General features: G+C 70.1%; 21 protein-coding genes. 11 read left to right on the top strand and 10 right to left on the bottom strand.

The genetic code is table 11. The features are described 5' to 3' along the window. Positions 1 to 19 precede the first annotated feature (19 nt). Both OWR29_RS34235 and OWR29_RS34230 read right to left on the bottom strand, forming a co-directional pair. Complete coding sequence (locus tag OWR29_RS34235) at positions 20 to 895, bottom strand: LLM class flavin-dependent oxidoreductase (protein WP_267567559.1); 876 nt, start codon at positions 893 to 895, stop codon at positions 20 to 22. Continuing rightward, entirely contained in the window at positions 892 to 2,478 is a 1,587-nt protein-coding gene (locus tag OWR29_RS34230) for an FAD-binding oxidoreductase (RefSeq protein WP_267567557.1), read from the bottom strand. Before OWR29_RS34230 ends, OWR29_RS34235 begins: the two co-directional genes overlap by 4 nt. 80 nt (positions 2,479 to 2,558) lie before the next feature. On the opposite strand from OWR29_RS34230, the gene OWR29_RS34225 reads away from it, so the two are divergent. Together OWR29_RS34225 and OWR29_RS34220 are read left to right on the top strand one after the other, a co-directional pair. Beyond that, positions 2,559 to 3,029 carry a MarR family winged helix-turn-helix transcriptional regulator gene (locus OWR29_RS34225; protein ID WP_267567556.1) on the top strand — a complete coding sequence of 157 codons (471 nt, stop codon included), beginning with the start codon at positions 2,559 to 2,561 and terminating at the stop codon, positions 3,027 to 3,029. Between the two features lie 28 nt (positions 3,030 to 3,057). Continuing rightward, a complete protein-coding gene (locus OWR29_RS34220) occupies positions 3,058 to 4,662 on the top strand; it encodes a serine/threonine-protein kinase (protein WP_267567555.1) in 1,605 nt (534 codons plus the stop codon). 585 nt (positions 4,663 to 5,247) lie between these two features. On the opposite strand, the gene OWR29_RS34215 is transcribed toward OWR29_RS34220, so the two are convergent. Continuing rightward, complete coding sequence (locus OWR29_RS34215) at positions 5,248 to 5,679, bottom strand: MarR family winged helix-turn-helix transcriptional regulator (protein WP_267567554.1); 432 nt, start codon at positions 5,677 to 5,679, stop codon at positions 5,248 to 5,250. 103 nt (positions 5,680 to 5,782) lie between these two features. Here OWR29_RS34215 and OWR29_RS34210 point away from each other — a divergent pair, with 103 nt between their 5' ends. After that, on the top strand, positions 5,783 to 6,487 hold the full coding sequence (locus tag OWR29_RS34210) for a dioxygenase family protein (RefSeq protein WP_267567553.1): 705 nt from the start codon (positions 5,783 to 5,785) through the stop codon (positions 6,485 to 6,487). Positions 6,488 to 6,590: 103 nt separating this feature from the next. Continuing rightward, positions 6,591 to 7,376: an SDR family NAD(P)-dependent oxidoreductase gene (locus OWR29_RS34205; protein WP_267567552.1), complete on the top strand. Its 786-nt coding sequence runs from the start codon at positions 6,591 to 6,593 to the stop codon at positions 7,374 to 7,376. Between the two features lie 359 nt (positions 7,377 to 7,735). On the opposite strand, the gene OWR29_RS34200 is transcribed toward OWR29_RS34205, so the two are convergent. Next, on the bottom strand, positions 7,736 to 8,464 hold the full coding sequence (locus OWR29_RS34200; protein ID WP_267567550.1) for an alpha/beta fold hydrolase: 729 nt from the start codon (positions 8,462 to 8,464) through the stop codon (positions 7,736 to 7,738). A 168-nt stretch (positions 8,465 to 8,632) separates the two neighbouring features. On the opposite strand from OWR29_RS34200, the gene OWR29_RS34195 reads away from it, so the two are divergent. Next, positions 8,633 to 11,557, top strand: a complete 2,925-nt coding sequence (locus OWR29_RS34195) for a M36 family metallopeptidase (RefSeq protein ID WP_267567549.1) — start codon at positions 8,633 to 8,635, stop codon at positions 11,555 to 11,557. A 124-nt stretch (positions 11,558 to 11,681) separates the two neighbouring features. Beyond that, positions 11,682 to 12,383 (top strand): GTP pyrophosphokinase, encoded by a 702-nt coding sequence (locus OWR29_RS34190; RefSeq protein ID WP_267567548.1) that lies wholly within the window; start codon positions 11,682 to 11,684, stop codon positions 12,381 to 12,383. On the opposite strand, the gene OWR29_RS34185 is transcribed toward OWR29_RS34190, so the two are convergent. From OWR29_RS34185 to OWR29_RS34175, 3 genes are all read right to left on the bottom strand, one after another. Further along, on the bottom strand, positions 12,380 to 14,230 hold the full coding sequence (locus OWR29_RS34185) for a M48 family metallopeptidase (protein WP_267567547.1): 1,851 nt from the start codon (positions 14,228 to 14,230) through the stop codon (positions 12,380 to 12,382). The two genes, OWR29_RS34190 and OWR29_RS34185, sit on opposite strands and share 4 nt — an antisense overlap. A gap of 80 nt (positions 14,231 to 14,310) precedes the next feature. Next, the gene (locus OWR29_RS34180; RefSeq protein ID WP_267567545.1) at positions 14,311 to 15,117 is read right to left on the bottom strand and encodes an SAM-dependent methyltransferase; all 807 of its coding nucleotides are present in this window, start codon (positions 15,115 to 15,117) and stop codon (positions 14,311 to 14,313) included. A gap of 113 nt (positions 15,118 to 15,230) precedes the next feature. Continuing rightward, a complete protein-coding gene (locus OWR29_RS34175; protein ID WP_267567544.1) occupies positions 15,231 to 16,391 on the bottom strand; it encodes an epoxide hydrolase family protein in 1,161 nt (386 codons plus the stop codon). A gap of 309 nt (positions 16,392 to 16,700) precedes the next feature. Here OWR29_RS34175 and OWR29_RS34170 point away from each other — a divergent pair, with 309 nt between their 5' ends. Beyond that, positions 16,701 to 17,435: an MIP/aquaporin family protein gene (locus tag OWR29_RS34170; RefSeq protein WP_267567543.1), complete on the top strand. Its 735-nt coding sequence runs from the start codon at positions 16,701 to 16,703 to the stop codon at positions 17,433 to 17,435. Here the strand turns inward: OWR29_RS34170 and OWR29_RS34165 are convergent. Continuing rightward, positions 17,411 to 18,193 carry an SDR family NAD(P)-dependent oxidoreductase gene (locus tag OWR29_RS34165; protein WP_267567542.1) on the bottom strand — a complete coding sequence of 261 codons (783 nt, stop codon included), beginning with the start codon at positions 18,191 to 18,193 and terminating at the stop codon, positions 17,411 to 17,413. The two genes, OWR29_RS34170 and OWR29_RS34165, sit on opposite strands and share 25 nt — an antisense overlap. Before the next feature lie 67 nt (positions 18,194 to 18,260). Between OWR29_RS34165 and OWR29_RS34160 the strand changes: the two genes are divergently transcribed. The 3 genes from OWR29_RS34160 (at position 18,261) to OWR29_RS34150 (ending at position 21,386) form a co-directional block, all read left to right on the top strand. Further along, positions 18,261 to 19,442: an MFS transporter gene (locus OWR29_RS34160; RefSeq protein WP_267567541.1), complete on the top strand. Its 1,182-nt coding sequence runs from the start codon at positions 18,261 to 18,263 to the stop codon at positions 19,440 to 19,442. Positions 19,443 to 19,590: 148 nt separating this feature from the next. Continuing rightward, positions 19,591 to 20,718, top strand: coding sequence for a hypothetical protein (locus OWR29_RS34155; RefSeq protein WP_267567540.1), 1,128 nt, complete (start codon positions 19,591 to 19,593; stop codon positions 20,716 to 20,718). A 149-nt stretch (positions 20,719 to 20,867) separates the two neighbouring features. After that, positions 20,868 to 21,386 carry a GNAT family N-acetyltransferase gene (locus OWR29_RS34150; protein WP_267567539.1) on the top strand — a complete coding sequence of 173 codons (519 nt, stop codon included), beginning with the start codon at positions 20,868 to 20,870 and terminating at the stop codon, positions 21,384 to 21,386. Between the two features lie 82 nt (positions 21,387 to 21,468). Here OWR29_RS34150 and OWR29_RS34145 read toward each other — a convergent pair whose 3' ends face one another. Further along, a complete protein-coding gene (locus OWR29_RS34145) occupies positions 21,469 to 21,813 on the bottom strand; it encodes a cupin domain-containing protein (RefSeq protein ID WP_267567538.1) in 345 nt (114 codons plus the stop codon). 75 nt (positions 21,814 to 21,888) lie between these two features. Between OWR29_RS34145 and OWR29_RS34140 the strand changes: the two genes are divergently transcribed. Continuing rightward, complete coding sequence (locus tag OWR29_RS34140) at positions 21,889 to 22,827, top strand: GlxA family transcriptional regulator (RefSeq protein ID WP_267567537.1); 939 nt, start codon at positions 21,889 to 21,891, stop codon at positions 22,825 to 22,827. Here the strand turns inward: OWR29_RS34140 and OWR29_RS34135 are convergent. Continuing rightward, complete coding sequence (locus tag OWR29_RS34135) at positions 22,824 to 23,756, bottom strand: NADP-dependent oxidoreductase (protein ID WP_267567536.1); 933 nt, start codon at positions 23,754 to 23,756, stop codon at positions 22,824 to 22,826. The genes OWR29_RS34140 and OWR29_RS34135 overlap by 4 nt on opposite strands. Between the last annotated feature and the right edge of the window lie 13 nt (positions 23,757 to 23,769).

Here is a 23,769-nt window from a genome sequence, read left to right as displayed (position 1 = left end):
GGCCCATTCTGGCCGCCTGTCACCGCTGGGACGCAGCGCCACGCTCTTTCTCGACAAGCTCCCGGGTGGCCGGCGCCACTTCTTCGGCCAGGGTCTCGGCCAGCTCGTGACTGTCGCCGCCGAGGATGAAGCCGCTGATGCCGTGGTTGAGGGCCAGGTCGGCGAATTGCTCGGCCCACTGGGCGGGGCCGCCGTCGAGGCGCATGAAGTTGAGCAGGCGCCGGATGTCCTGGGGTTTCCGGCCGGCGGAGAGTGCACCTTCGTCGATCCGGGCGTTCATCTCGGGCAGCGAGTCGGCGCCCTTCGGCAAATAGTCCATCGACGGGAGCCAGCCGTCGCCCAGGCGACCGGTCAGGGCGAGCATCTTCGGCTTGTACGCGCCGATCCAGATGCCGATGTCGTGGGCCGGCTTCGGTCCGCGCTTGGCTCCGACCACCTTGTAGTACTCGCCCTGGTGGTTGACGCGCTCGCGGGTCGTGGTGTCCCACAGGTCACGGATGATCGGGATCGCCTCGGCCAGCGCCTCGATGCTCTGCCCGGGAGTCAGCCGCCGTCCGCCCATCGCGGCCACGCCGTCCGGGAAGGCGCCCGATCCCAGCCCGAGCTCGATGCGGCCGCCGCTGAGGACGTCGAGCGAGGCGGCCGCCCGGGCCAGCACGGCCGGCGGACGCAGCGGCAGGTTGAGCACGTTGCCGGTGATCCGGATGCGTGAGGTCTTGGCGGCCACGTACGCCATGAGCGTCCACGTGTCGACGAACGCCGGCTGGTACGGGTGGTCCTGGAAGGTGACCAGGTCGAGGCCGGCCCGGTCGGCGGTGACGGCCAGGTCGACGGCCTGCGCACCGGTGGGGGTCACGAACGTACCGAAAAGCAGGTCGTGCCCGTAGTCGGTCATTTCTTCACCTCGGGATCGATGTTGAAGTTGTCGCGGAACAGGTTGGCCGGGTCGTAGCGCCGCTTCAGATCGCGCAGCCGGGCCAGCGTGGCCGGCGGGAAGGCGTCGGTCAGGCGCTCGGGCCGCTGGTCGGTCTCGAAGCTCAGGTAGAGGCCGTCGAAGTGGCGGGACAACGGCTCCCAGGCCTCGTCGATGCCCTCTCGGGACGTGCCCATCGCAGCCACCGAGAACTCCGGCGTGCGATGGGCGAAGGCGGTGGCGTCGGCGGGGGTGTCGGCGATGGCGCCGCCCATGTGGCGCAACTGGAAGAAGTAGACCTCGCCGGAGTTCAGCAGCTTCACGGCGTCCCGGGCGAACTCGGGAGTCAGGCGAGTCAGGAAGGCCGAGCGCGAGACGGGGTCACCGGCGCCGTGGTGCCCGCCGGGGCCGATGTCGGCGGCCTGGCCCATCACGTCGGCGTAGCGGGTGACCACCACCTGCTGCTGAGCCAGCAGGCCGGTCTGGGCGAACGGGGTCAGCCGCTCGATGATCGTGTCCGGGTCGCCGGAGTCGACCATCCCGTACAGCTGGACGACCGACTGGCCCTGGCGGGGCGGGCCGGCGATCAGGAAGACCGTCGTGTCGCGCGGCGCCGACCGGGCGACCTCGCCGAACTGGGTCAGGGTCTGCTCGAGGTCGGGACTGACCAGGGTGAGCTGGGCCCAGCCGACCTCGGCGGCCGGCGCGGCCTCGAACTCGAAGGCGGTGGCCACGCCGAAATTGGCGCCGGCCCCGCGTACGGCCCAGAAAAGGTCTTGATTCTCGTCGGCGCTCACCCGGATCGGGGTGCCGTCGGCCAGCACGAGCTCGACCGCGCGGAGCTGGTCGATCGTCAGGCCGTGCTCGCGGGACAGGAAGCCGATGCCGCCGGCGGTGGCCAGACCGCCGACGCCGACGCCGCCGTAGTCGCCGGAGCCGATGGCCCAGTCGTACTTGTCGAGGACGGCCGCCACCTGCTTCCACGTGGCGCCGGGGCCGGTGCGGATGAGGCGGCGCTCCTCGTCCAGCACCTGGACGTCGTTCATCAGGCCGACGTCGATGATGAGGCCGCCGTCGTTGGTGGAGCGGCCGCTGATGCCGTGGCCGCCGCTGCGCAGGCCGAACGGCACGGTGCGGTGCCGGCTCGCGAACTCCAGGGCGTCGGCCACCTCGGCCGGGGTACGCGGGCGAAGGATGAGGCCGGGCGAGCCGCCGCGCATATATGTCGACTTGCGGCCGCGGTAGCGCGGGTCGCCGGGCGCGATCGCCACGTCGGCCAGCGAGGCCGGGATGCTGTCGTAGTCGATGCCCTCCCGCCGCTGGATCTCCGCGGTGAGCCGGGGCCCGGCCAGAATTTCCAAGCTTTCGTAGGCCTTGTCGCGCATCTCGGTCGTTGCGGCCGCGACGGGCTGCGCCAGGCTTATGCGTACGTCGTCGTTGCGCCCGGCCAGCCAGACCGCCGCCGTCCACGGGTCGAGGCCGCCGTCGTCAGTCTCGTGCAGAACCACGGTGCCGCCGGCCCGCTCCGCCTCAGCCGCGAACGCGTCGGGATCGAGCGAGATCATGTGATCCTCCGGATTTTCCATCGTCGTCTGCAGAGATAGTATTGCGGAAAGACGATCTGGCCAACAGATAGGATGGACGGGTGAGCGAGACGACAGCGGACCTTGGGGCGGCCCTGGGCACCCTGCTGCGGTCGTACGCCGACATGGTCGGCCCCAAACTCGACGGCTTCCCGCACGGCGCCCGCGGCTACCAGACGCTGTGCGAGGTCGTGGCGGGCCGCCCGCCCAGCCAGGCGGCCCTGGCGGCCAAGCTCGGCATCGACCGCACGATGATGACCTACCTGATCGACGACCTGGTCGAGGCCGGTTACGCCGAGCGGCAGCCCAACCCGCACGACCGCCGCCAGCGGCAGATCGTCGCCACCACCCGGGGGCGTGAGGCGATCGGCGCCCTGTGCGGCCAGGTCGCCGAGGCCGAGGATGCGGCGCTGGGCACCCTCGACGAGCAGGAGCGGGCCCTGTTCCGCCGCCTGCTCAACAAGGCCGCCGGCAACGGCCCCCTGCACACGGCCGAGGCGTGCGCGATCGTTACCGAGGCGCTCGAGGTCTGAGGTTTCGGCCCTCCGTCACGGGGCATCGGTGATCCTCGTGATGAGCGGGCACCTGACCGGCGGGCGGTACCGGCTGCGCGAGCGGCTCGGGCACGGCGGCATGTCCGTGGTGTGGCGGGCCACCGACGAGGTGCTGGGCCGCGACGTGGCGGTCAAGGTGCTGGCCCCGCAACTGGCCGACGACCCCGACGTCCTGCGCCGCCTGCGCGACGAGGCCCGCGCCGCGGCGGCGCTGCGGCACCCCAACATCGTCGAGGTCTACGACTACGGCGAAGACCTTATGCCGTACGTGGTGATGGAACTGGTCGACGGCCGGACGCTAGCCGATCTGCTGCGCGACGGCCCTTTGCCGTGGCGCACGGCCGTGGCGATCGGCGCCCAGGTGGCGGCGGCGCTGAGCGCGGCCCACGCCCAGGGCGTAGTGCATTGCGACGTGAAGCCGGCCAACGTGATGGTCACCGAGACCGGCGTCAAGCTGGTCGACTTCGGCATCGCAGCCGCCGCGGGCGAGGTCGAGGACCCGGAGGCCGAGGTGCTGGGCACGCCCGCCTACCTCTCGCCCGAGCGCATCGCCGGCGGCCCGATCGTCGCCGCCACTGATGTGTACGCCGTTGGGCTGCTGCTGCACCTGGCGCTCGCGGGCCACCCGCCCTGGCAGGCCTCGACCGTCACGCAGATGCTGCGAGCCCATGTGTACGCCGAACCGGCCCCGCTGCCGCCGGTGCCCGGGCTGCCGGCCGCGGCGAACCGCCTGATCCGCCGCTGCCTGGCCAAACACCCGCACGACCGCCCCGCCGCGGCCGAGGTGGCCGACCGCCTGGGCGCGCTGGCCGGCCTGCCCCCGGCGCGACTTCTGGACGTCGGCCGCCCCGCCGGCCTGACGACGGCCGACGCTTTGACGGCGGTAGTGCGCAACGGAATCGGGGCCGCCCGGCGCGCCTCGGCCGCCCGCTCGTTCATCCCGCTGCCCGCCGGCCGCCGCCGCCTGGTGGTCGGCGCGGTCGCAGCGGTCGGCCTGGTCGGCGGCGGCCTGGCGGTGCGGGCAGCCGGCGACGAGGGCCCAGGCGCACCGGCCGCAGCCGTGGCCGCCACCCCCGCCACGACCGCGCCAAATCCCGCCGCCGCCGCCGCTTCCGCTTCCGCCCAGCCGGTCGTCTCCCGCCCGCAGGCCTGCACAGTCCACTACGCCCTGCGCGGCACCACCACTGGCAAGGCCTCAGCCAAGGTGACCATCCACAACACCGGCAAGGTGCCCGTACCCACCTGGAAGCTCTCTTTCGCACTCCCCTCCGGCCAACACTTGATCAAGGGCTCATCAGCCACCTGGCGCCAGGACGGCCGAGCCGTAGAGGCCACCGGCGGCAAACTCCCAGCCGGCGCCAAAGCCGCCACCACCTTCTCCACCACATACGGCGACGTAGCCGCCCTACCCATCACGTTCCGCCTGAACGGCACCACCTGCCAGGCCCAAATGTCAGTCCAGGCCGCTCCCCCACAGCCACCCGCCGCCGCCCCACCTGCCGCTGCTCCGCCCGCCGCCAAGCCGAAGCCCAAGGCAGAAACAAAGCCCAAGCACCAGGGTAGCGACGACAGCGAAGAGGACGAGGACGAAGGCGGCGACGAGGACGAGTAGTCCTCAGCCCAGCCGCAAGCTGAGCGAACGTGCACGACGACGAGCGAACGCACAACGCCGTCAGGGACTGCTGAACGAACAGCGTCAACTCGCGCACACAATGAGCGCCCTGCACGACGGCGAGCGAACGCGCAGAGCGATCAGCGACTACTAAACGAACAGCATCGACTCGCGCACACAACCAGCGACCCTCACAACGACGAGCGAAGGCACAAAGCGGTCAGCGACGACTGAACCCACAGCTTCAACTTGCGCCAACGATGAGCGACACTGCACGACTATGAGCGAACGCCCGAAGCGGTGGGCGACTGTTGAATGAACTGCTCAAATCGTGCGCCGACTGAGCGAACGTGCACAGCGTCGAGCGAATACGCAATGCGGTCGGCGACTGCTGAACCAGACGCCTCGACACGCCAGCACGATGAGCGTACTTGCACGACAGCGAGCGAACGTGCAGTGCGGGCGGCGATGTCGAACAAACAGCGTCGGCTCGCATGTCAGCTGAGCGAAGGTGCGCTGCGACGAGCGAACGCGCGGAATACCTGGCGGATGGTGAGCGAATGGCGCAGCAGGTTGCTCGTTCGCTCAGGTGGCGCCGGCGGCCGTCATGGCTTTGGTCAGCAGGTCGTGCAAGGTCAGTTGTTCGGCGCGGGTCAGGGCGGCGATCGGGGTGCCGGTGGTGGCGGCCTTGACCAAGCGTTGGCGGGCGTTGCGGCCCGCGGCGGTCAGTGCGAGCACCTTCGTGCGTCGGTCGTGGGGGGCGGGGGCTCGGGACACGAAGGAAAGTTGCTCTAGGCGATCGGCCAGGAATGTCACCGTGGACGGGTCGCAGCGTAGGCGGGTGGCCATTTCGCGCATGGTGGGCGGCTGCGCGTCCGGGTCCAGCTGCCATAACGCGTCGGCCAGGGCGTGCGTGAGGCCGAGTTCGGCCATCACGTCGCGGATGCCGTCGTTGGTGGCGTCGTCCATGGCGTGCACCAGGCGCAGCAGGCGGTAGGTCAGCGACTCGTCGGTCACATCGGCATGATACTTGGATTATCCAATACTTGACCGATCCAAGCTTCTCCATTCACTATGGCAATGCTTGGACACTCCAAGCATTGATCGGACGGAGGAGAGCATGACCGTGCGCGATCTGGCGCGCCGCCGGGTGCTGACGACGGCGCTCCGGCTCATCGACAACCGGGCGGCCATGCGTCGCGCGGTGTCGATCGGGCCGGACGAGCCCACGGCCAACCAAGGGCCGGGGCCGTACTACGTGGGCGGGTCGCCGCGGCGGCGGGATGTCCGCGAGGACCGCGACGGCGCACCCTTGACGCTCGCCGTCCGTACGGTGCTGGCGGGTTCGCTCGAGCCGCTGGGCGATGCGCTGGTCGAGATCTGGCACTGCGACGCCGACGGCATCTACTCGGGGTATCAGCGCTACGGCGCCGACAAGTTCCCGGCCCTGGTGTCGCTGACCCTGCGTCGGTTCCGGCCGAGCGACGATGCCATGTTCCTGCGCGGCGCCCAGACGACCGACGCGGACGGGCGCGTCGAGTTCCGCACGATCGTGCCGGGCTGGTACACGCCGCGCACGCTGCACATCCACGTGCGGGTCAGCCGGGGCGGGCGGTCGCTACTCACCACCGAGCTCTATTTTCCGGACGAGTTCGCCGCCGAGATCCAGGCCCAGGCACCGTACGCCCGTCGAGGCCGCAGCCCGTTCATTAACGCCAACGACATCGAGATCCGCCTGGCCAAGGGCTCGCCCGGCAGCTGGCTGACGATCAGTTCCACGCCGGACGGCCACCGCGCCGCCATCACCCTCCAGGTCCGCTCGTGAGCGCGCCCATCACCGGCGCGACCCGGCGACGGCGGCCGGGCCCGGCGAGTCCATTCGTGAGCTCGCGCGCCACCGGCGTCGGCCGAGTATTGGGGGTCCGCTCGTGAGCGCGCCCGTCGCCGTCGTTACCGGCGCGGCTGGTGGGCTCGGCCAAGCCCTGGCCGCTCAGCTGCGCGAAGCCGGCTTTCAGGTTGTCGCCGTGACGCGCGAGTGCGCGAACCTGCTCGTTCGCAAGGAAGTGGACGATCTGGCCGACCAACTGTGCAACTCTGTTCAGAAAGTCGACGTGCTCATCAACAACGCCGGGGCGGCTTTCGCTCACTATGCGGAGACGGTGGACGGTGTTGAGCGCACCCACGCGCTCAACCACCTGGCGCCCTTTCAGCTGACGCACCGGCTGCTGGCTAACGGCTCGCTCGCGCCGGGCGCGCGCATCATCACCATCGCGAGCGATCTGGTCGGCCGGGGGCGGCTGGACGGCAGCTCGCCCGACGTCACCGGCACTTCCTGGCGTACGAACTATTCGCAGCTCGCCGTCTATGGCACGGCAAAGCTCGCTGCCGTCCTGGCCACCTCGGCCCTCGCCGAGCGGCTTCCCGACGGGATGACGGCCTTCAGCGCCAACCCGGGCGTGATCCGGACCGGATTCAACGCCAAGGCGGGCGGCCTGCTCAAACTTGTCTCGGCGGTCAGCAACCTGTTCGCGGCCTCGCCCGAGAAGGCCGCGCGCACGCCGACCATGCTCGCCACGGCCGCCACGCCTCCCAGTCCCAGCGGCAGCCTCTTCGTGAAGGGCGCCGCCGTGACCCCGCCCGCCGATCCCGGCTTGGCGGACGAGGTCTACGAACGCACGGCCTCAGCACTCGGCCTCCAGCCACTCAGCCGATGACGTGGACGCCGGCCGACGACACCCACAAAAGCGCCAATCCACTCAGCCGGTGACGTGGACGCCGGCGGACGACACCCACGAAAACGCCGACCCACTCAGCCGGTGACGTGGACGCCGGCGGACGACACCCACGAAAACGCCGACCCACTCAGCCGGTGACGTGGACGCCGGCGGACGAAGGACACGAAACGTCGACCCGCAAAGCCGGTGACGAGGACGCCGACCGACGACACCCACAAAAGCGCCGACCCACTCAGTCGGCGACATGGACACCGGCGGACGACGGCTGCCAAAGCGTCGATCCGCTCAGTCGGCGACATGGACACCGGCGAACGACGGCTGCGAAAGCGTCGATTCGCTCAATCGGTGACGTGGGCGGCGGCGGCCAGGATGGTGTCGATGGTGACCTGCGGGTGGGAGACCATCGAGACGTGGGAGCCGGCCACGTCGGTGATCTTTGCGCCTGCTCGTTCGGCCATGGAGCGCTGGGTGGCGGGTGGGATGACCTTGTCCTCGGTGCCGATGACGGCCCAGCTGGGCAGGGTTCGCCAGGCCGGCGGGCCGGACGGGGTGGTGTTGGCGCTGAGCGTGATGGGGCGCTGGCCTTCGGCGATCAGCCACCTGTCCGCCTCGGGCAGGTCTTGCGCGAACGACTCGTGGACGGTGGCCGGCTTGAGGAACGCCTCGGCGTCGCCCTCGGGGGCGCCGGGGTAGCCGGCCAGGTCGAAGACGGTGCTGGGGTCGGGCACGGCCAGCGCCGAGCCGGAGCCGCCCAGGATCTGGAAGACGTTCTCGCCCTCGTCGGGGACGAAGGCGTCGACGTAGACCAGCGCCCGCACGTCGCCGCCGCCCAGGGCTGCGTTGGTGATGACGAAACCGCCGTACGAGTGGCCGACCAGCACGACCGGGCCACTGGTGCGCTGGGCCAGGAACGACGAGATGTACGGCGCGTCGATGGCCACGCCGCGCAGCAGGTTGGTCGGCGAGTAGATGGTGAAGCCCTGGTCGCGCAGGGCGTTGGCGACGGCGTTCCAGCTGGACGCGTCGGCCCAGGCGCCGTGCACGAGGACGATCGAAGGCTTGGGCATGACAGTTCCCCCCTGTCGTCGGACGATCACCCTCATCCTCGTCCGGCGGCGGTCGGCGCGGAACCCATCACGTCCTTATAGATGTATTTAGATGTTTGGCCCATGTTGTGCCGGTCAGGGGTGCGATCGGATGGCGGTGGTAACGGTGAAATCCACAGAGGAGGTACCGTGCGCACCCCACCCCGTGCGTTGGCGGGAACCGCGGCCGGTTTTCTGGCCGCCGCGATCGTGTTGACCGCTTCATCGAGCGGCACCGCGGCCCCCGTCACCCCGGCCCAGGCCCCGCCCCAGAAGGTGCAGGGCGACGACCACCACGAGCACGTCGTCGACAACCGGCAGGGGCTCGTCGCCCCGACCAGCAGCCAGCGATCGGCTGCCGTGGGAACATCCGCCCGCTGGAACGCCCTCGGCACGCCGGCCACGCTTACGGCGACCGGCGCCGCCCTCGAGACCGGGCTCCCGGCCGACCCGGTCGCGGCAGCTCGGGCGTACGTGGAAAAGAACTTGGACGTGCTGGGGCTCACCGCCCGCGGCGCGCAGGCGTTGGAGTTGCTGACCACCTCGCCGATCGGGGAGGGCGCGGCGGTCATCTTCCGGCAGAAGTTCGGTGATCTGGTCGCCGGGCGCGACGGCCTGCTGTCGGTCGGCGTCCGCGACGGCAAGGTGTGGTTCGTGAGTTCGTCGCTGGCCCGCGACGTCGTGGCGCCCGAGCCGGCCACCCTGAGCGCCGAGCAGGCCGCGGCCAATGCCGCGCGTGAGGCCGGCGTGACCAACCCGACGGTCATCGCGAACAAGCTGGTGGCCGTGCCCACTCCCACCGAGGGCGCCCGCGCGGCCTGGCAGGTCACCTTCGGGGCCGACCTGTCCGGCGCCGAACCGGTCGCGTACACCTCGTACGTCGACGCCCGCGACGGCGGCATCCTGGTCCGCGAGGACATCGTCGACCACGACAGCGACAACCCGTCGTGGGACGTCTTCCCGAACTCGCCGCCCACCGATTACTCGTCGCGGGACACCCGCAAGACCTGGTGCTGGGCCCCGCAGCGCGGCTGCGACGAGGTCGTCGCCACCAGCGCGTCCCCGCTGGCCTGGGACGTCGACCCGGCCACGAACGAGCCCACCTTCACGACCCGCGGCAACAACGCCATCGCGGTCGAGAACTGGAACTCGAACGACCCGTTCACGGTCGGCACCGAGACGGCCACCCCGAAGCCGGACCGCGACTACAACTACCCGTGGACCAACCAGTGGCACCGGGAGCGCTGCTCGCCGGACGTCTTCACCACGCCGCAAGAGAACGACATCGACGCGGCCCGGGCCAACCTGTTCGGCATGCACAACCGCATGCACGACTGGTCGTACCACCTGGGCTTCACCGAGGCGACCTGGAACATGCAGGACGACAACCTGCGGCCGGGCGGCCTGGCCGACGACTACGAGCAGGGCAACGCGCAGGCCGGCGGCATCAGCGGCGGCCCGCCGAACTTCGAGGCGCGCAACAACGCCAACCAGATCACCCCGCCCGACGGCGAGGCGCCGATCACCAACATGTACCTGTGGCAGCCGGTCGCGGCCGCCTTCTACGGCGCCTGCGTCGACGGCGACTACGACATGTCGGTGATCGGGCACGAGTACACCCACGCCATCACCGGCCGCATGATCGCCGGGCCGGACGCGGGTGTCAGCACGCCGCAGGGCATGAGCGAGAGCTGGTCGGACCAGCTGGCCATGGAGTACCTGAACGAGCACGGCTACGCGCCCAAGGGCGAGCGGGCGTACACCATCGGCCAGTACGTGACGACCGACCCGGTGGCCGGCATCCGCAACTACAACATGAGCAACAGCCCGCTGAACTACTCGAGCATCGACTACGACTTCGTCGGGCTGCAGGTGCACGCCTCGGGCGAGGTGTGGACGGCGACCAACTTCGACATCCGGCAGGCGTTCATCCGGAAGTACGGCGCCGGCACGCCTGCGCTGAACAAGTCGTGCGCCAACGGGAAGACGCCGGTCACCAAGTGCCCGGGCAACCGGCGCTGGGTGCAGCTGGTGTTCGACTCGTTCCTGCTGATGGCCAACAGCCAGAACAGCATGGTCGACGCGCGTGACGCCATGCTCGGGGCCGACCTGGTCCGCTTCAACGGGGCCAACCAGGGCCTGCTGTCGAACGCGTTTGCCAAGCGCGGTCTCGGTGAGGGCGCGGTCAGCGTGGGAGCGGGCGACGCCAACCCGACGCCGAGCTTCTCCTCGTCCTACGCGACCGAGGGCACGTACAAGTTCCGCCCGATCGACGAGAACGGCCGCCCGGTCGCCGGGGCCAAGCTCTTCGTGGGCGACTACCAGGCCCGTGCGGTTCCGGTGGCCGACACCGACCCGGCAACTCCGCTCACCGACGAGGTCAAACTCGTTCCCGGTACGTACGGCTTCATCGCACAGGCGCCGGGGCACGGCCACACCCGGATCAGCCCGAAGCCGGTGCTGCCCGGGCTGACCCTGCCGCTGATCGTCCGGATGCCGGCCAACCTGGCCTCCACCGCCGCGGGCGCGGTGGCCACCGGCGACGGGATCAACCTGGCCCGGATCACCGACGACGACGAGGCCACCAACTGGGCCTCGCTGGGCAGCCCGGTGGCCGGCAAGCAGGTCACGGTCGACCTGGCCGGTGGCGCCCAGACCGTCCGCCGGGTGCAGGTCAGCGCCCAGCTCCGGCCGCCGGTCACCGGAGACCCGGACGCCGGCACGCAGAACCGGTACACGGCGCTGCGCCAGTTCAAGGTGCTCGCGTGCACCGCCACGGCCACGGTGACCTGCTCGAACGCGGCCGAGTTCAAGACCGTCTACACGAGCCGGCCGGACGCCTTCCCGTCGACCGCCCCGCGGCCGCGCGTGAAGGACCTGGTCGTGAAGTCCTTCGACATCAAGGACACCAAGGCCACGCACCTGCGCCTCGAGGTCGTGACCAACCAGTGCACCGGCGGGCCCGACTTCGCCGGTGAGCAGGACGCCGACCCGCGGGCCAACACGGACTGCGGCACGGCCAGCCCGCAGGCGCTCAACGTCCGCGTGGCGGAGTTCCAGGCGTACGCGAAGTAGTTTCACCTCGAAGTGGGCGGGCCGACCCTGGTCCGCCCACTTCTGACGTCTCCGGGATGATGGTGGCGCCGGGCCCTTACGGTGGGAACGGCGCGTGTGGATCTCGACTGCGGAGACTGGAACCTTGACGACCGAGAACGGCGATCGGCAGGTCGCGCGCTGGAGCGGCGCCGGTCATCCGTTACCGGCGACGGCGGGCGAAATCGACCCCTTCCGGGGCATGACCGACGAGTTGACCCATTTCATGCTGGTCTACAAGTTCGGGCTGGCCGAGATCGGCACCAAGATCAACATCTTGTCCGAGGAGCTGGCCCACCGCGGCCGGGGCAACCCGATCGAGCACGTGCTTCCCCGGCTCAAGACCCCGGCCAGCATCAGCGCCAAGGCCCGGCGGATCGGCTGCCCCCTCACGATCGACGACCTGCGGGCCCGGATCCGGGACATCGCCGGCATCCGGATCGTGTGCAGCTTCGTCTCCGACGTCTACACGGTCGCCGAGATGCTGACCCGGCAGCCCGACATCACGCTGCTGCAGACCAAGGACTACATCGCCCAGCCCAAGGTCAACGGCTACCGCAGCCTGCACCTGATCGTCGAGATCCCGGTCTTCCTGTCCGAGCAGGTGGTGCAGGTGCCGGTCGAGATCCAGCTGCGCACCGCGGCCATGGACTTCTGGGCCAGCCTCGAACACAAGATCCATTACAAGTACGATCCCCGGGTGCCCGAGTCGCTGCGGGACGAGCTGGCCGCGGCCGCCGAGGACGCCGCCCGCCTCGACAAGCGGATGGAGCTCCTGCACCGCGAGATCCACGGCCCCCGGCGCTAGCGCCCGCTGCGCTCGTTGATCCGGGTGAGCACGGCCTCCAGGGTGTCGCGGCTGTCGCCGACGGTGTCGCCCGACCAGCGCTCCTTGATCGTCACCGTGGCGCCGCCGTGCAGGGTGAGCTCGGCGTTGATCGGCACTGACTTGAGCACCTTGGCCCCGGCGACCTCTTCGAACGGCAGGAAGCGGTAGGTCTTGGCCAGCTCGGCCGGGTCGTTGGCCGAGAGCATCCGGCCGATGCGCTCCTCGCCCTTGTCGCTGCTCTTGGGCGCGGGCACGAAGACGAAGCCCCGGCTGAGCAGGATCAGGTCGGTCTCCTGCCCGTCGACCTTCACGTTAGCCATGGCCCCGATCACGTCGGCGCCGGTGGCGGTGGCCCGCGCCTCGACCACCTGCGCGTTCTCGACCCGGATGCCGGCCTGGTCGAGCCGGGCCCTGGCCAGGTCAAGCGTCTCGGGCGCGACGGCCAGCTTGGCGATCTCGGTGAAGTCGAGCGGCTGGCCGTGCCGGTCGACCAGCCGGGCCGGCTCCGACCACGAGTGCATCCAGTAGGCGACGCCGCTGCGCAGGGCGGCCAGCGCGATCAGGTCGTCCATGATGTCGGTGAACTCGGCCGCCGCCTCCCGGCGGTTGGACTCCGGGAAGAACTCGGCCGCCAGCTGGCCCAGCCGGCCCGCCGCGACCAGCCCGAACACCTCGGCCAGACCGGCTGCGGGCACACCGGCCAGCCGGGCCGCCGAACGGAAGACGCGGTCGGCCCGGTCCTGCACCAGCTTGGTCATCGCGGCCGCCGTGAACTGCGGCCAGGGCAGCACCTGCCGGTCGCCGAAGTCGACCACCTCGCGCTGCAGGGCCAGGCCGGCCTCGTGCAGCTGCGGCAGCACGATGCCGGCGGGCCGGTTGTCGGCCGGGTGGTGGGCCGGCGGCAGGGCACGCATGGCGGCGATCCGCTCGCCGGTCGACGGGTGGGTGTCCCAGCGCGAGGTCTCGTCGTCGGGCTCCTGCTCGCGCATCTCGGCCAGCTCGTTCGCCCGGGCCGCGTACAGGTGGCGGAACCCGCCGAAGACGTCGTCGGGGGCGAAACCCTGTTCCCAGCCGTACGACAGATAGCGCCCGAAGTAGAAGTTCCAGGCCGCACTGACCACGGGGATCTCACGCATGGCCGAGGTGGCGGCCCCGACACCGGCCACGCGCACCGAGACCTCGTCCGCCTCGAGCTCCTGGCGGCGGGTCACCGCATTGCTGACCAGCAGAAACAGCCGTCCGTAGCCCTTGAAGACCCAGCCCGCGACGTTGAACCGGCCGACCCGGCTGAGCGTCTCGTGCAGGGCCATGCGGCCGCGGTAGGTGATGGCAGCCAGCCGGGTGTGCGAGCCCGAGTAGTGGCCGAGCTCGTGCGCGATCACCGAGCGGAGCTGGTCGAGAGTGAAGGTCTGCAGCAGCGGTACGCCGAGGTAGAGCCGCCGCGTGCCGGCGACCAGGCCGAGCAGCTTGCTGTCCTCGCTGACGGCCGCGTTGACCTCGGGCACCAGCCGGATCTCGTCGGGGGCGCGGGTGCCGGCCGCCCGGGCCATGTCGCCGACCAGGCGCCACAGGTCGGGCGCCTGCTGCGGGGTGACGACCAGGCCCTCGGGCTCGCCCGGCTTGGCCCGCAACGCCTTCCACAGGCCGACCGCCACGGCCCCGAACGCGGCGATGACCAGCCAGCTCAGCTTGGCTGCGCCCGCGCCGTGGACGTGGGTCCAGATCTCGTACAGCAGAAAGCCGGCCACGACGAGCTGGAGCAGGCCCAGCACATAGAAGCCGATGAGCATGGCGACGGACAGAGCAGCGCGGAACGCTGTGTTCATGACGGTTCCTTCCCCCGTGGTGCCGGGGCAAGATACCGGTCTGTGAACTTGCTGAGCAACCCCTGTGATCGGCGTCCGGCTCAGGGCTTGCGGGCGACCACCGCGTAGATGCCGAGGTCGTCGCTGACCGGGCGGTCGGCCGGGTCGTCGTCGGCGCGCCAGTCGCTGACCAGCGTGAGGCCCGGCTCGACGACCTCGAGGCCGTCGAGCCAGCCGAGGATCTGCTGCCGGCCGCGGGCGCGCACATCGGTGCCGCCGGCGGCGAACATTTTCTCGTACGCGGCAACGCCCTCGGGCGAGCTGAAGTCCATGGTGCCGTGGGTGATCGCCACAAAGCTGCCGGCGGGCAGGGCGTCGATCAGGGCCCGGACCGAGGCGGCGGCCCGGGCGTCGTCGTGGATGAAGTGCAGGATCGCGATGAGCAGCAGGCCGACGGGCTCGTTCAGATCGAGGGTGTCGCGCAGGGCCTCGTGCTTCAGGATGGCGTCGGGGTCGCGCAGGTCGGCTTCGAGATATGCCGTACGGCCGCGGGGATCGCTCTGCAGCAGGGCCCGGGCGTGCACCATGACGATCGGGTCGTTGTCCACATAGACCACGCGCGCCTCGGGAGCGATGCGCTGGGCGACCTCGTGCGTGTTGTCGGGGGCCGGCAGCCCGGTGCCGACGTCGAGGAACTGGCGTACGCCTTCGCCCGCAACGAAAGTGACGGCCCGGCCGAGGAACTTGCGGTTGGCCCGGGCCAGCGCGACGACTATCGGGAACGCCTTCGCGATGGCGTCCCCCGAGGCCCGGTCGGCCGCGAAGTGGTCCTTGCCGCCCAGCCAGTAGTTGTAACGCCGAGCCGGATGCGGCACCGACGTATCGATCGACTCCCCTGCCTCGCCCACGGCGTGATCATAGAGGACGGACGCCCGTCTACTTCGAACTCCATGAAACAGTTGCGCAACCATCGGTCGCTGGCCGTCGGCCGCCCCCGCCCGGAAGCGGGGGCGGCACAGGCTCAGCGCAGGGCGCGGAAAGCGTTGCGGAGCTCGGCTGCGAACAGCTCGGGCTCTTCCCAGGCGGCGAAGTGGCCGCCGCGCTCGGCGGCGCCGTAGTAGGTGAGGGTGGGGTACGCCTGCTCGGCCCAGCTGCGCGGCGTCTTCCAGATCTCGCCGGGGAACGCGCTGAAGCCGACCGGAACCCGCGGGTCGGGCAGGGGCGCGCTGCCCGCGGTGGGGGCGTCCGCGCCGTAGGCCTCCCAGTACGAGCGGGCGGCGGACGTGCCGGTGCCGGTCAGCCAGTAGGCCGTGATGTTGTCGAGGACGTGGTCGCGGGTCAGGCCGCCCGACGGCTGTCCGTCGACGAAGGCCCGGGCGATCTTGTAGTAGGCGTCGGTGTCGTGGTCGATCATCCAGGCGGCCAGCGCGGCCGGCGAGTCGAGCAGCGCGTAGCCGATGGTCTGGGGTCGGCTGGCCATCTCGACGAAGTAGCCGTTGCCGGTGGTCTGGAAGAGCTTGATGGCGGCCAGCGCGGCCTTCTCGTCGTCGGCGGTGTTGGGCAGCACGGATGGGTCGTTGAGCGCGGGAACCAACAGGTTGGTGTGGATGCCGGCCAGGCCGTCGGGGCCCAGGCGGCCCATCGCGTCGGTCACGCCGGCGCCGACGTCGCCGCCCTGGGCCACGTACCGGTCGTAGCCGAGCCGGCGCATGAGCTCGGCCCAGGCCTTGGCGGTGCGCGCGAGGTCCCACCCCGTCTCGGTCGGCTCACCCGAGAAGCCGTACCCGGGAAGGGACGGCAGCACGAGGTGGAAGGACTCGTTGCCCTGGGTGAGCGGGCCGACGGAGTCGATCATCTCGATGACCGAGCCCGGCCAGCCGTGGGTCATGATCAGCGGCAGGGCGTTCTCGTCCTCGGAGCGCACGTGCACGAAGTGGATATCCACTCCGTCTATCTCGGTGACGAACTGGGGCAGGGCGTTCAGGCGCGACTCGACCCGCCCGCTGTCGTACTCGGCGGCCCAGTAGCGGTGCAGCGCCTGCATCGTGGCCAGCTGCACGCCCTGTTTGCGGTCGTCGACGATCTCGCGGCTCGGCCAGCGGGTCGCGGCCAGGCGGCGCTGCAGATCGTCGAGCGCGTCCTTGGGAATCTGAACGGTGAACGGTCGGATGTCGGTGCTCATGTCGCTTACCCCTGCCTGCCGTAACCGGATATCCACTTCGTTTTCAGCCTCGCCGTTTCCGAAGTGGCTCGCGCCCGTGGGACACCCTGGTCGCCCCGGGGCCCGGGCGACCGGGATCACACCGGGCCATCGCTGCGGCGAGTTGTCGCGGCCCGGGCCGGGATCGTCGCGGCCCGGGCCGGGATCGCCGCGGCCCGGCGACCGGGATCACAGCGGGCACGCCGCTCCGGCGAGTCGGATGACGGATGCGTTCGCATGTCGCCGCGCCGCACGCTCGGACTCACAAACGGCGTTGCAGGGGGAATCGGGATGGCGACGGAGACGGCGCGGCGGAGCGAACTAGGGCTGCACGGGCACGACCTGCGGAGCGAGGCCGGGCGGGCGACGGTCGCCGAGGCGGTGGGAACGTTCGTGCTCGTACTCGCGATCACCGGCGTGGTGGCGGCGGGTACGGCGTACGGCGGGGAAACGGTCGCCCTGGCCGGCGGCGGAGCGCTGGCCGTGGTGGTGGCGGCGCTGGGGCCGGTGAGCGGGGCGCATCTCAACCCGGCGGTGACGGTGTCGCTGGCGCTGACCGGACGATTCCCGTGGGGGCGGGTGCCGGCCTACGTGGTCGCTCAACTGGTGGGCGCGCTGGTCGCGGCGGTCACGGTCTGGGGTGTGTACGGGAATCAGGCCCGGACCGTGGCGAAGCTGGGCGCCACCATGCCCGCTCCCGGCGTGGGCGGTGTGCGCGTGCTGCTCGTCGAGGCGCTCGTGACGTTCCTGCTGGTGCTCGTCGTCGTGCTGGTGGCCAACGACACGCGGGTCTCGCGGGGTGGGGCGGCGCTGGGCATCGGCCTCGCGCTGGGGGTCGCGATCCTGGTGAGCGGTCCGGTCACCGGGGCGGGCGTGAACCCCGCCCGGGCGCTCGGACCCATGATCGCCGCCGGCCAGTTCGCGGACTGGTGGGCGTACGCAATCGGACCTTTGCTGGGCGGGGCGGTGGCCGTTTTCCTGTACGAGCGTGTGCTGAACGGTCAGGGCAGGATCGCGTCGACGTAGCCGCCGTCGACGCGCAGCGCGCCGCCCGTGGTGGCCGAGGCCAGCGGCGACGACAGGTAGACGACCATGTTGGCGATCTCCTCGGGCTCGATCAGCCGCTGGATCAGCGACTGCGGCCGGTGCAGGCGCATGAACTCGTGCTGCGCCTCCTCCCACGGCAGGTCCTTGTCGACCAGGGAGTAGACGAAGTCCTCGACGCCGCCGGTGTGGGTCGGCCCGGCGATGACGCTGTTCACGGTCACGCCGGAGCCGGCCGCCTCCTTGGCGAAGCCGCGCGAGACGCCGAGCAGGGCCGTCTTCGACATGCCGTAGTGGATCATCTCGGCCGGGGTGACCACGGCGGAGTCGCTGGCGATGTAGAGCACGCGACCCCAGCCACGCTCCTGCATGCCCGGCAGCACCTCCCGGGTGAGCCGAACGGCGGCGAGCACGTTGACCTCGAAGTAGCGCCGCCAGTCGTCGTCGGTGATCTCGAGGGCGGGCTGCGCTCCGAAGATGCCGAGGTTGTTGACCAGGATGTCGACCGGCCCGATGGCGCCGAGCGCGGCGGACGCCCCCTCGGCCGTACTCACATCGGCCGGAACCGCGACGAAGTCGCCCTCGCCCAGCTCGCCGATCGCCCGGTCGACCGACTCCTTCGAGCGGCCGTTGACCCCGACCCGGGCGCCGGCCGAGGCCAGCCCGGCCGCGATGGCTTGTCCGATGCCCTGGGTGGAGCCGGTGACCAGGGCGGTTTTCCCGTGAAGATCAAGGCGCATGGGTGTGAGCTTTCCCAACTCGTACGGCGGTAACACTTGCGGGGTGCGCTGTGTACGTTCGTACGCAATGAACACCGCACGCCGCCGCCTCGCCCTGTTCGCTCTCTTCTTCCTGCCCGGCCTGGGCATCTCGTCGTGGGTGACCCGCACGCCGGACATCCGCGACCTGCTCGGGGCGTCGACGGCGCAGATGGGTCTGGTGCTGTTCGGGCTCTCGGCGGGCTCGATGATCGGCATCCTGGGCTCGGGCCGCGTCGTGTCCCGCTTCGGCACCCGCCCGGTCGTCACCGCCGGCATCCTCACCACGGTGGTCAGCATCCCGGTGATCGGCGCCGGGGCCGGCTTGTCGCTGATCGCCCTGGTCACGGCGGGCCTGTTCCTGTTCGGCTTCGGCATGGGCAGCGGCGAGGTAGCCATGAACATCGAGGGCGCCGACGTCGAACGGATCACCGAACGCCCCGTCCTGCCGACCATGCACGGCTTCTTCAGCCTGGGCACGGTGGTCGGCGCCGCGATCGGCATGGTGCTGACGGCGGCCGAGTTCCCGGTGACGTGGCACCTCGTGCTGATCGGCCTGGTCAGCGTGCCGGTCGCCCTGGCCGCGGTCCGCCTCATCCCGTACGGCGTGGGTCTGTCCCCGTCCGGCGCGGCCAAGGCCACCGGCCGCGAACCGGTGTGGCGCGACAAACGCCTGTGGCTGATCGGCGTCATCGTCCTGGCGATGGCCCTGGCCGAGGGCGCCGCCAACGACTGGCTGCCGCTCATCATGGTCGACGGCCACGGCCTGGACGCCGCCTGGGGCTCGGCCGTCTACACGGCCTTCGCCGCCGCGATGGCCCTCGGCCGCTTCGGCGGCGGCTGGTTCCTGACCCGCTTCGGCCGCGCCACGGTCCTGGGTGCTAGCGCCGTCCTGGGCGGCATTGGCCTGCTGCTGGTCATCGCCGTCGACAACCAGATCGTCGCCGGCGCCGCAGTCCTCTTGTGGGGCGTCGGCGCCGCCCTCGGCTTCCCGGTGGCCCTCTCGGCCGCCGGCGACTCCGGCCCCGACCCCACCGCCCGCGTCTCGCTGGTCGCCACCGCGGGTTACGTGGCCTTCCTGGTCGGGCCGCCCGCCCTAGGCTTCCTGGGCGAGCACTACGGCCTGCGCAACGCCATGATCGCCGTCCTGGCCCTACTGGCCCTGGCCGCCGCCTGCGCCCCGTCCCTCAACCACCGCCCCACGCCCGAGAAAGAGCCCGTAGCTTCCTGATCCGCGCTTGGCCTGACGTTCATGGAACAAGCACGGCTCGGTAGCTCATCTGACCCGGGGTTGTGTGGCCTGTCTACTATGTGTGACCGAACACAAATTGCCCAGTATTCGACAGTGTGCGTGCGAAACGTTCTGACGGGACTCGGGGATGAAAGAACTCGGCTCAATCATCGTGGACACGTCCACGCTTCTGAATCTGGACTCCCCCTTCCACTATGGCCTTCTGGACCACGAGGAAGGCGGAGCTTTCTTCCCAGCATCGGTCAGTGGATCCATCGAGGCCCTGGTCCTCTTCGACCGAGTATTTCTCGATGGCCCTTCCGTGGCCGAGAACGAAAGGTCCCTGGGCTGGCTGCTGGAGATTCCGCACGGCGTACAGATCTGCGACTTGAGCCGGAACGACACGAAGCAGCTCTATCTCCAAGCGGCCGGCCTGTTCGAGGCCGTCGATTGGTCATCCCCCCACTCGGGCGGACTCCACTCATACCCCGGCATATATACGAGACGTGAGATCCCGGGGGACAAGGAGGAACTTAACAGAACGTTCTCGAGCTGGAGGAACGTAATTCGATACCTGGGCGAGAATGAATCAGAAGAAGTCGCTCAGGCCTTTACCCGGGTCTTCGAGCGCTACGAACCTATCGACCGCGTCGAGCGCTTCAACGCTCCGCAGCGCGTATATGAGGACAGCGACACTTTTATCACGACGGTTCGCCACTTCTACTATCTGGCCCTGCAAGCCCGTCTGGGAGGAAGCCTTCTCCTCCATCCCGAGAAGGCGATCTGGCAACCCAGAGTCGCTCCAGAGTATGGGTTCTCCAGCAGAATTTTTGAGGCTTTCGACAGGCAGGTCCACCAGGCGTACACCGACCGGCGGCGGAAGTGGCTCGGCGATCAGCCGATTGACATACCGTTTCCCCTGCTGACTCGGTTTGTCGTCAAGCAATCGAGGCGTCGCGGCTGGAGTATCGGCAGGACCGTCTCGTGGCTACGAGAACAACCCGAAGTACACAAGTTCCGCCGCGGAATGAGCAACCTCATGGCCAGCATCGACGCCGGAGACAACGTTGCGATCGACGGTGTACTGAGCGAGTTGGATGCGGCTGCGACTCAATGGAGCGTTCATCTCGGCAGCCCTCTGAAGAACAACAAGATCTCTCTGCAGGTTGCACTACCCTTGGTGCAGCCGGCATTCGATGTTCCGATGCCTCTGCCCGCTCACTCACCGGCCCAGAAGATGCTGGTATTCATCAAATGGATGCTGAGAACTTACTGAGTAGCGTCATTCATCGCGATTGACGTGCAGTAGCACTGACCCGACGGGCTGGGCGGTCACGGCGTGCGGGTCTGGGTTCGTCAGCACCACGTCGGTGGAGCTGACCCAAGTGTATGCCGGACCAGCTGACGACTACCTTGATGTTCATCATGAGAACCGCACGCCTGCTGGTCCGGCGCTTCACGCCGGCCGACCTGGACGACTTCCTCGGCTATCAGGCCGACCCCGAGGTGCGTCGCCACATGCGCGGCGAGCCCATGACACCGGAGCGAGCAGCCGACTACCTGAAGGCTCAGTCCGTCCTCGACGACCATGCGCCGGGAGCGTGGCACGCCTTCGCCGTGCAGCATCTGGCTGATGACCGGGTCATCGGCGACATCGGGGTCTGGCTGCCGGCCGAGCCCGAGGCGATCCCCGACATCGGCTTCCAGTTTCATCCCGCGTACCACGGCCGGGGATACGCCCGCGAGGCCGTGGAAGCCTTCCTGCACCACGTCTTCGAGACGCTGGCGCTACCGCAGATCACGGCTACCTGCGCCCCGGCCAACACGGCGTCGCAAGCCCTGATGAAGCGCCTGGGCATGCGCCTCACGTCGGCCACGCCCCAAGACGTCCAGTACAGCCTCACTCGTGATCAGTGGCGAGCCGCTGGTTGCGAGAGCGCGTAGTGATCCGGTTCGCGTACCGCATCGCTTCCACGAGCGCCGCGATGACAATCTCGTGCATCGCCGGGAACTGTGGCAGGCCGAGTCAGCTCCAGTCCGGCTTGCCGCCGGCCGCATTCGAGGTGACCGAGGGGCCGATCAGCAGGAAGTGGGCCTCGTCGCCGTCGACTCGCGGGCAGTGTTCGACGCCGCGCGGGATGACCAGAAGGTCGCCCGGCCGCAGGTCGACGTCGCCGTCGCGTAGCTGGATTGTCATACGGCCGGACAAGAGCAGGAACGTCTCGTCCTGGTCGTCGTGGGCGTGCCAGGTTGTCGACCGCGTGCCTTTGGCCACCTTGAGCAGGTTGCCGTTGGCCTCGGCCAGCACCCGCTGCGACCAGAACTCGGTGAGGCCGGCCGCTTCCTCAGCCACCGCGTATTTCTTGAGCATGCTCCGATCCTGATCGGCGATCGAGCGCAACGGCACTGGTAGAAATGACCAGTGCCGCAAGGATCCTCACACCGGGTGGTGCTCGTCGTCGACGAGCAGTCCAACCCGTTCGAAGTGGGCTGCGCCTGCGAGATCTTCGGCGGGCCGCTCCGGCCTGAGATCGGCTTTTCCCTGTACGACCTCCGCGTGGCCGCCCCGCGCCGGTCGACGCCGATGCGTGACTCCCTGTTCAGCATCGGTGCGGTAGGCCGCCTCGACGAGATCGACCACGCCGACACGGTGATCGTTCCCAACCGGCCGTACGTCGAGACCCCGTCCCGCCCGGCGCTGCTGGCCGCCCTGCGCCGCGCCCACCACCGAGGGGCCCGCCTGGTCGGCCTCTGCACCGGCGCCTTCACCCTGGCCGAGGCCGGTCTGCTCGACGGGCGCCGCGCCGCGGTTCACTGGAACCTGGCCGACGAGTTCCGGCTGCGCTTCCCCGCCGTACAGCTGGAACCAGATGTTTTGTTCGTCGACGACGGCGACGTCCTCACCTCGGCCGGCAGTGCCGCCGCGCTCGACCTGGGCCTGCACATCGTCCGGCGCGACTACGGCGCCGAGATCGCCAACCACGTCAGCCGCCGGCTGGTCTTCGCCGCCTACCGGGACGGCGGCCAGCGCCAGTTCGTCGAGCGCCCGGTGCCCCCGGCCGTCGACGAGTCGCTGACCCCGGTGCTGGCCTGGGCCCAGCACCGCCTGGACGAGCCGATCACCGTCGCCGATCTGGCCCGCCGGGCCGGGATGAGCACCGGCAGCCTGCACCGCCGCTTCCGGGCCGAGCTCGGCACCACCCCGCTGGCCTGGCTCACCGTCGAACGCGTCACCCTGGCCTGCCGCCTGATCGAGCAGGGCGGCCACGGCCTGGAATCCGTCGCCCACCGGGCCGGCCTGGGCACCGGCGCCAACATGCGGGCCCTGTTCAAGCGTCACATCGGCGTCAGCCCGGCCGAGTACCGCCGCCGCTTCACCGCCTAGACGACGTTGAGCACGATCTTGCCGCGCACGTGGCCGTCGGCGATCAGGCGGTGCGCCTCGGCGGCCTCGGTGTACGGGAGTTCGTGGGAGACGTGCACCCGCAGGCGGCCGTTGGCGGCCAGCGCGCCCAGCGTGCTGAGCTCGGCGCCGTCGGGGCGCACGAACACGTACCGGCCGCCCTGTTCCTTGACCGAAGGGTCGACCACCGAACAGTGCCGCACCGGGTGCCGCACCAGCGACGGGCTCTGGGCGAGCGCCTCGCCGCCGTGGAAGTCGGCCGCCGCGTCGACCCGGCCGTCGCCGCCGACCAGGTCGGCCAGGCGTTTGGGCAGGTCGTCGCCGTATTCGATGGGTTCGGCGCCCAGGCTGCGGATGAACTCGTGGTTGGCCGGGGACGCCGTGCCGATGACCCGCTGGGCCCCGACCGCGCGGGCGATCTGGATGGCGAGGTGGCCCACTCCCCCGGCCGCCGCGTGCACGAGCACCACGTCGCCGTGGCTGACGCCGATGGCCGAGAGTGCCTGCAACGCGGTCAGGCCGGCCAGGGGCAGCCCGCCCGCCTGCACGAGCGTCATCGCGGCCGGCACGTGGGCGACCACCCGCTCGTTGACGGAGACCAGTTCCGCGTACGTGCCGTGCTGCACGCTCTCTTTGCGGGCGTACGCCATGACCTCGTCCCCGGGCGCGAAGCGGGTGACCGCCGCGCCGACCCGATCGACCACGCCGGCCACGTCCCAGCCCGGGATGAGCGGGAAGTGGTGAGGGTAGAGGCTCTCGAGGTAGCCGGCCCGGATCCCGTTGTCGACCGGGTTGACCCCGGCCGCGTGCACCCGGATGCGGACCGCGTCGGGTCCGACCGGCGGGTCGGGAAGCTCCCGCAGGGTCATGACGTCGACGTCACCGAACTCGTCCAGCGCGATTGCCCTCATGAGGGGCATTTTG

Origin of the sequence: Paractinoplanes pyxinae (genome assembly GCF_026626335.1) — a bacterium.
GTDB lineage: Bacteria > Actinomycetota > Actinomycetes > Mycobacteriales > Micromonosporaceae > Actinoplanes > Actinoplanes pyxinae.
The sequence above is the reverse complement of the archived record's forward strand: the minus strand, read 5'-3'. Positions and strand labels throughout refer to the sequence as shown.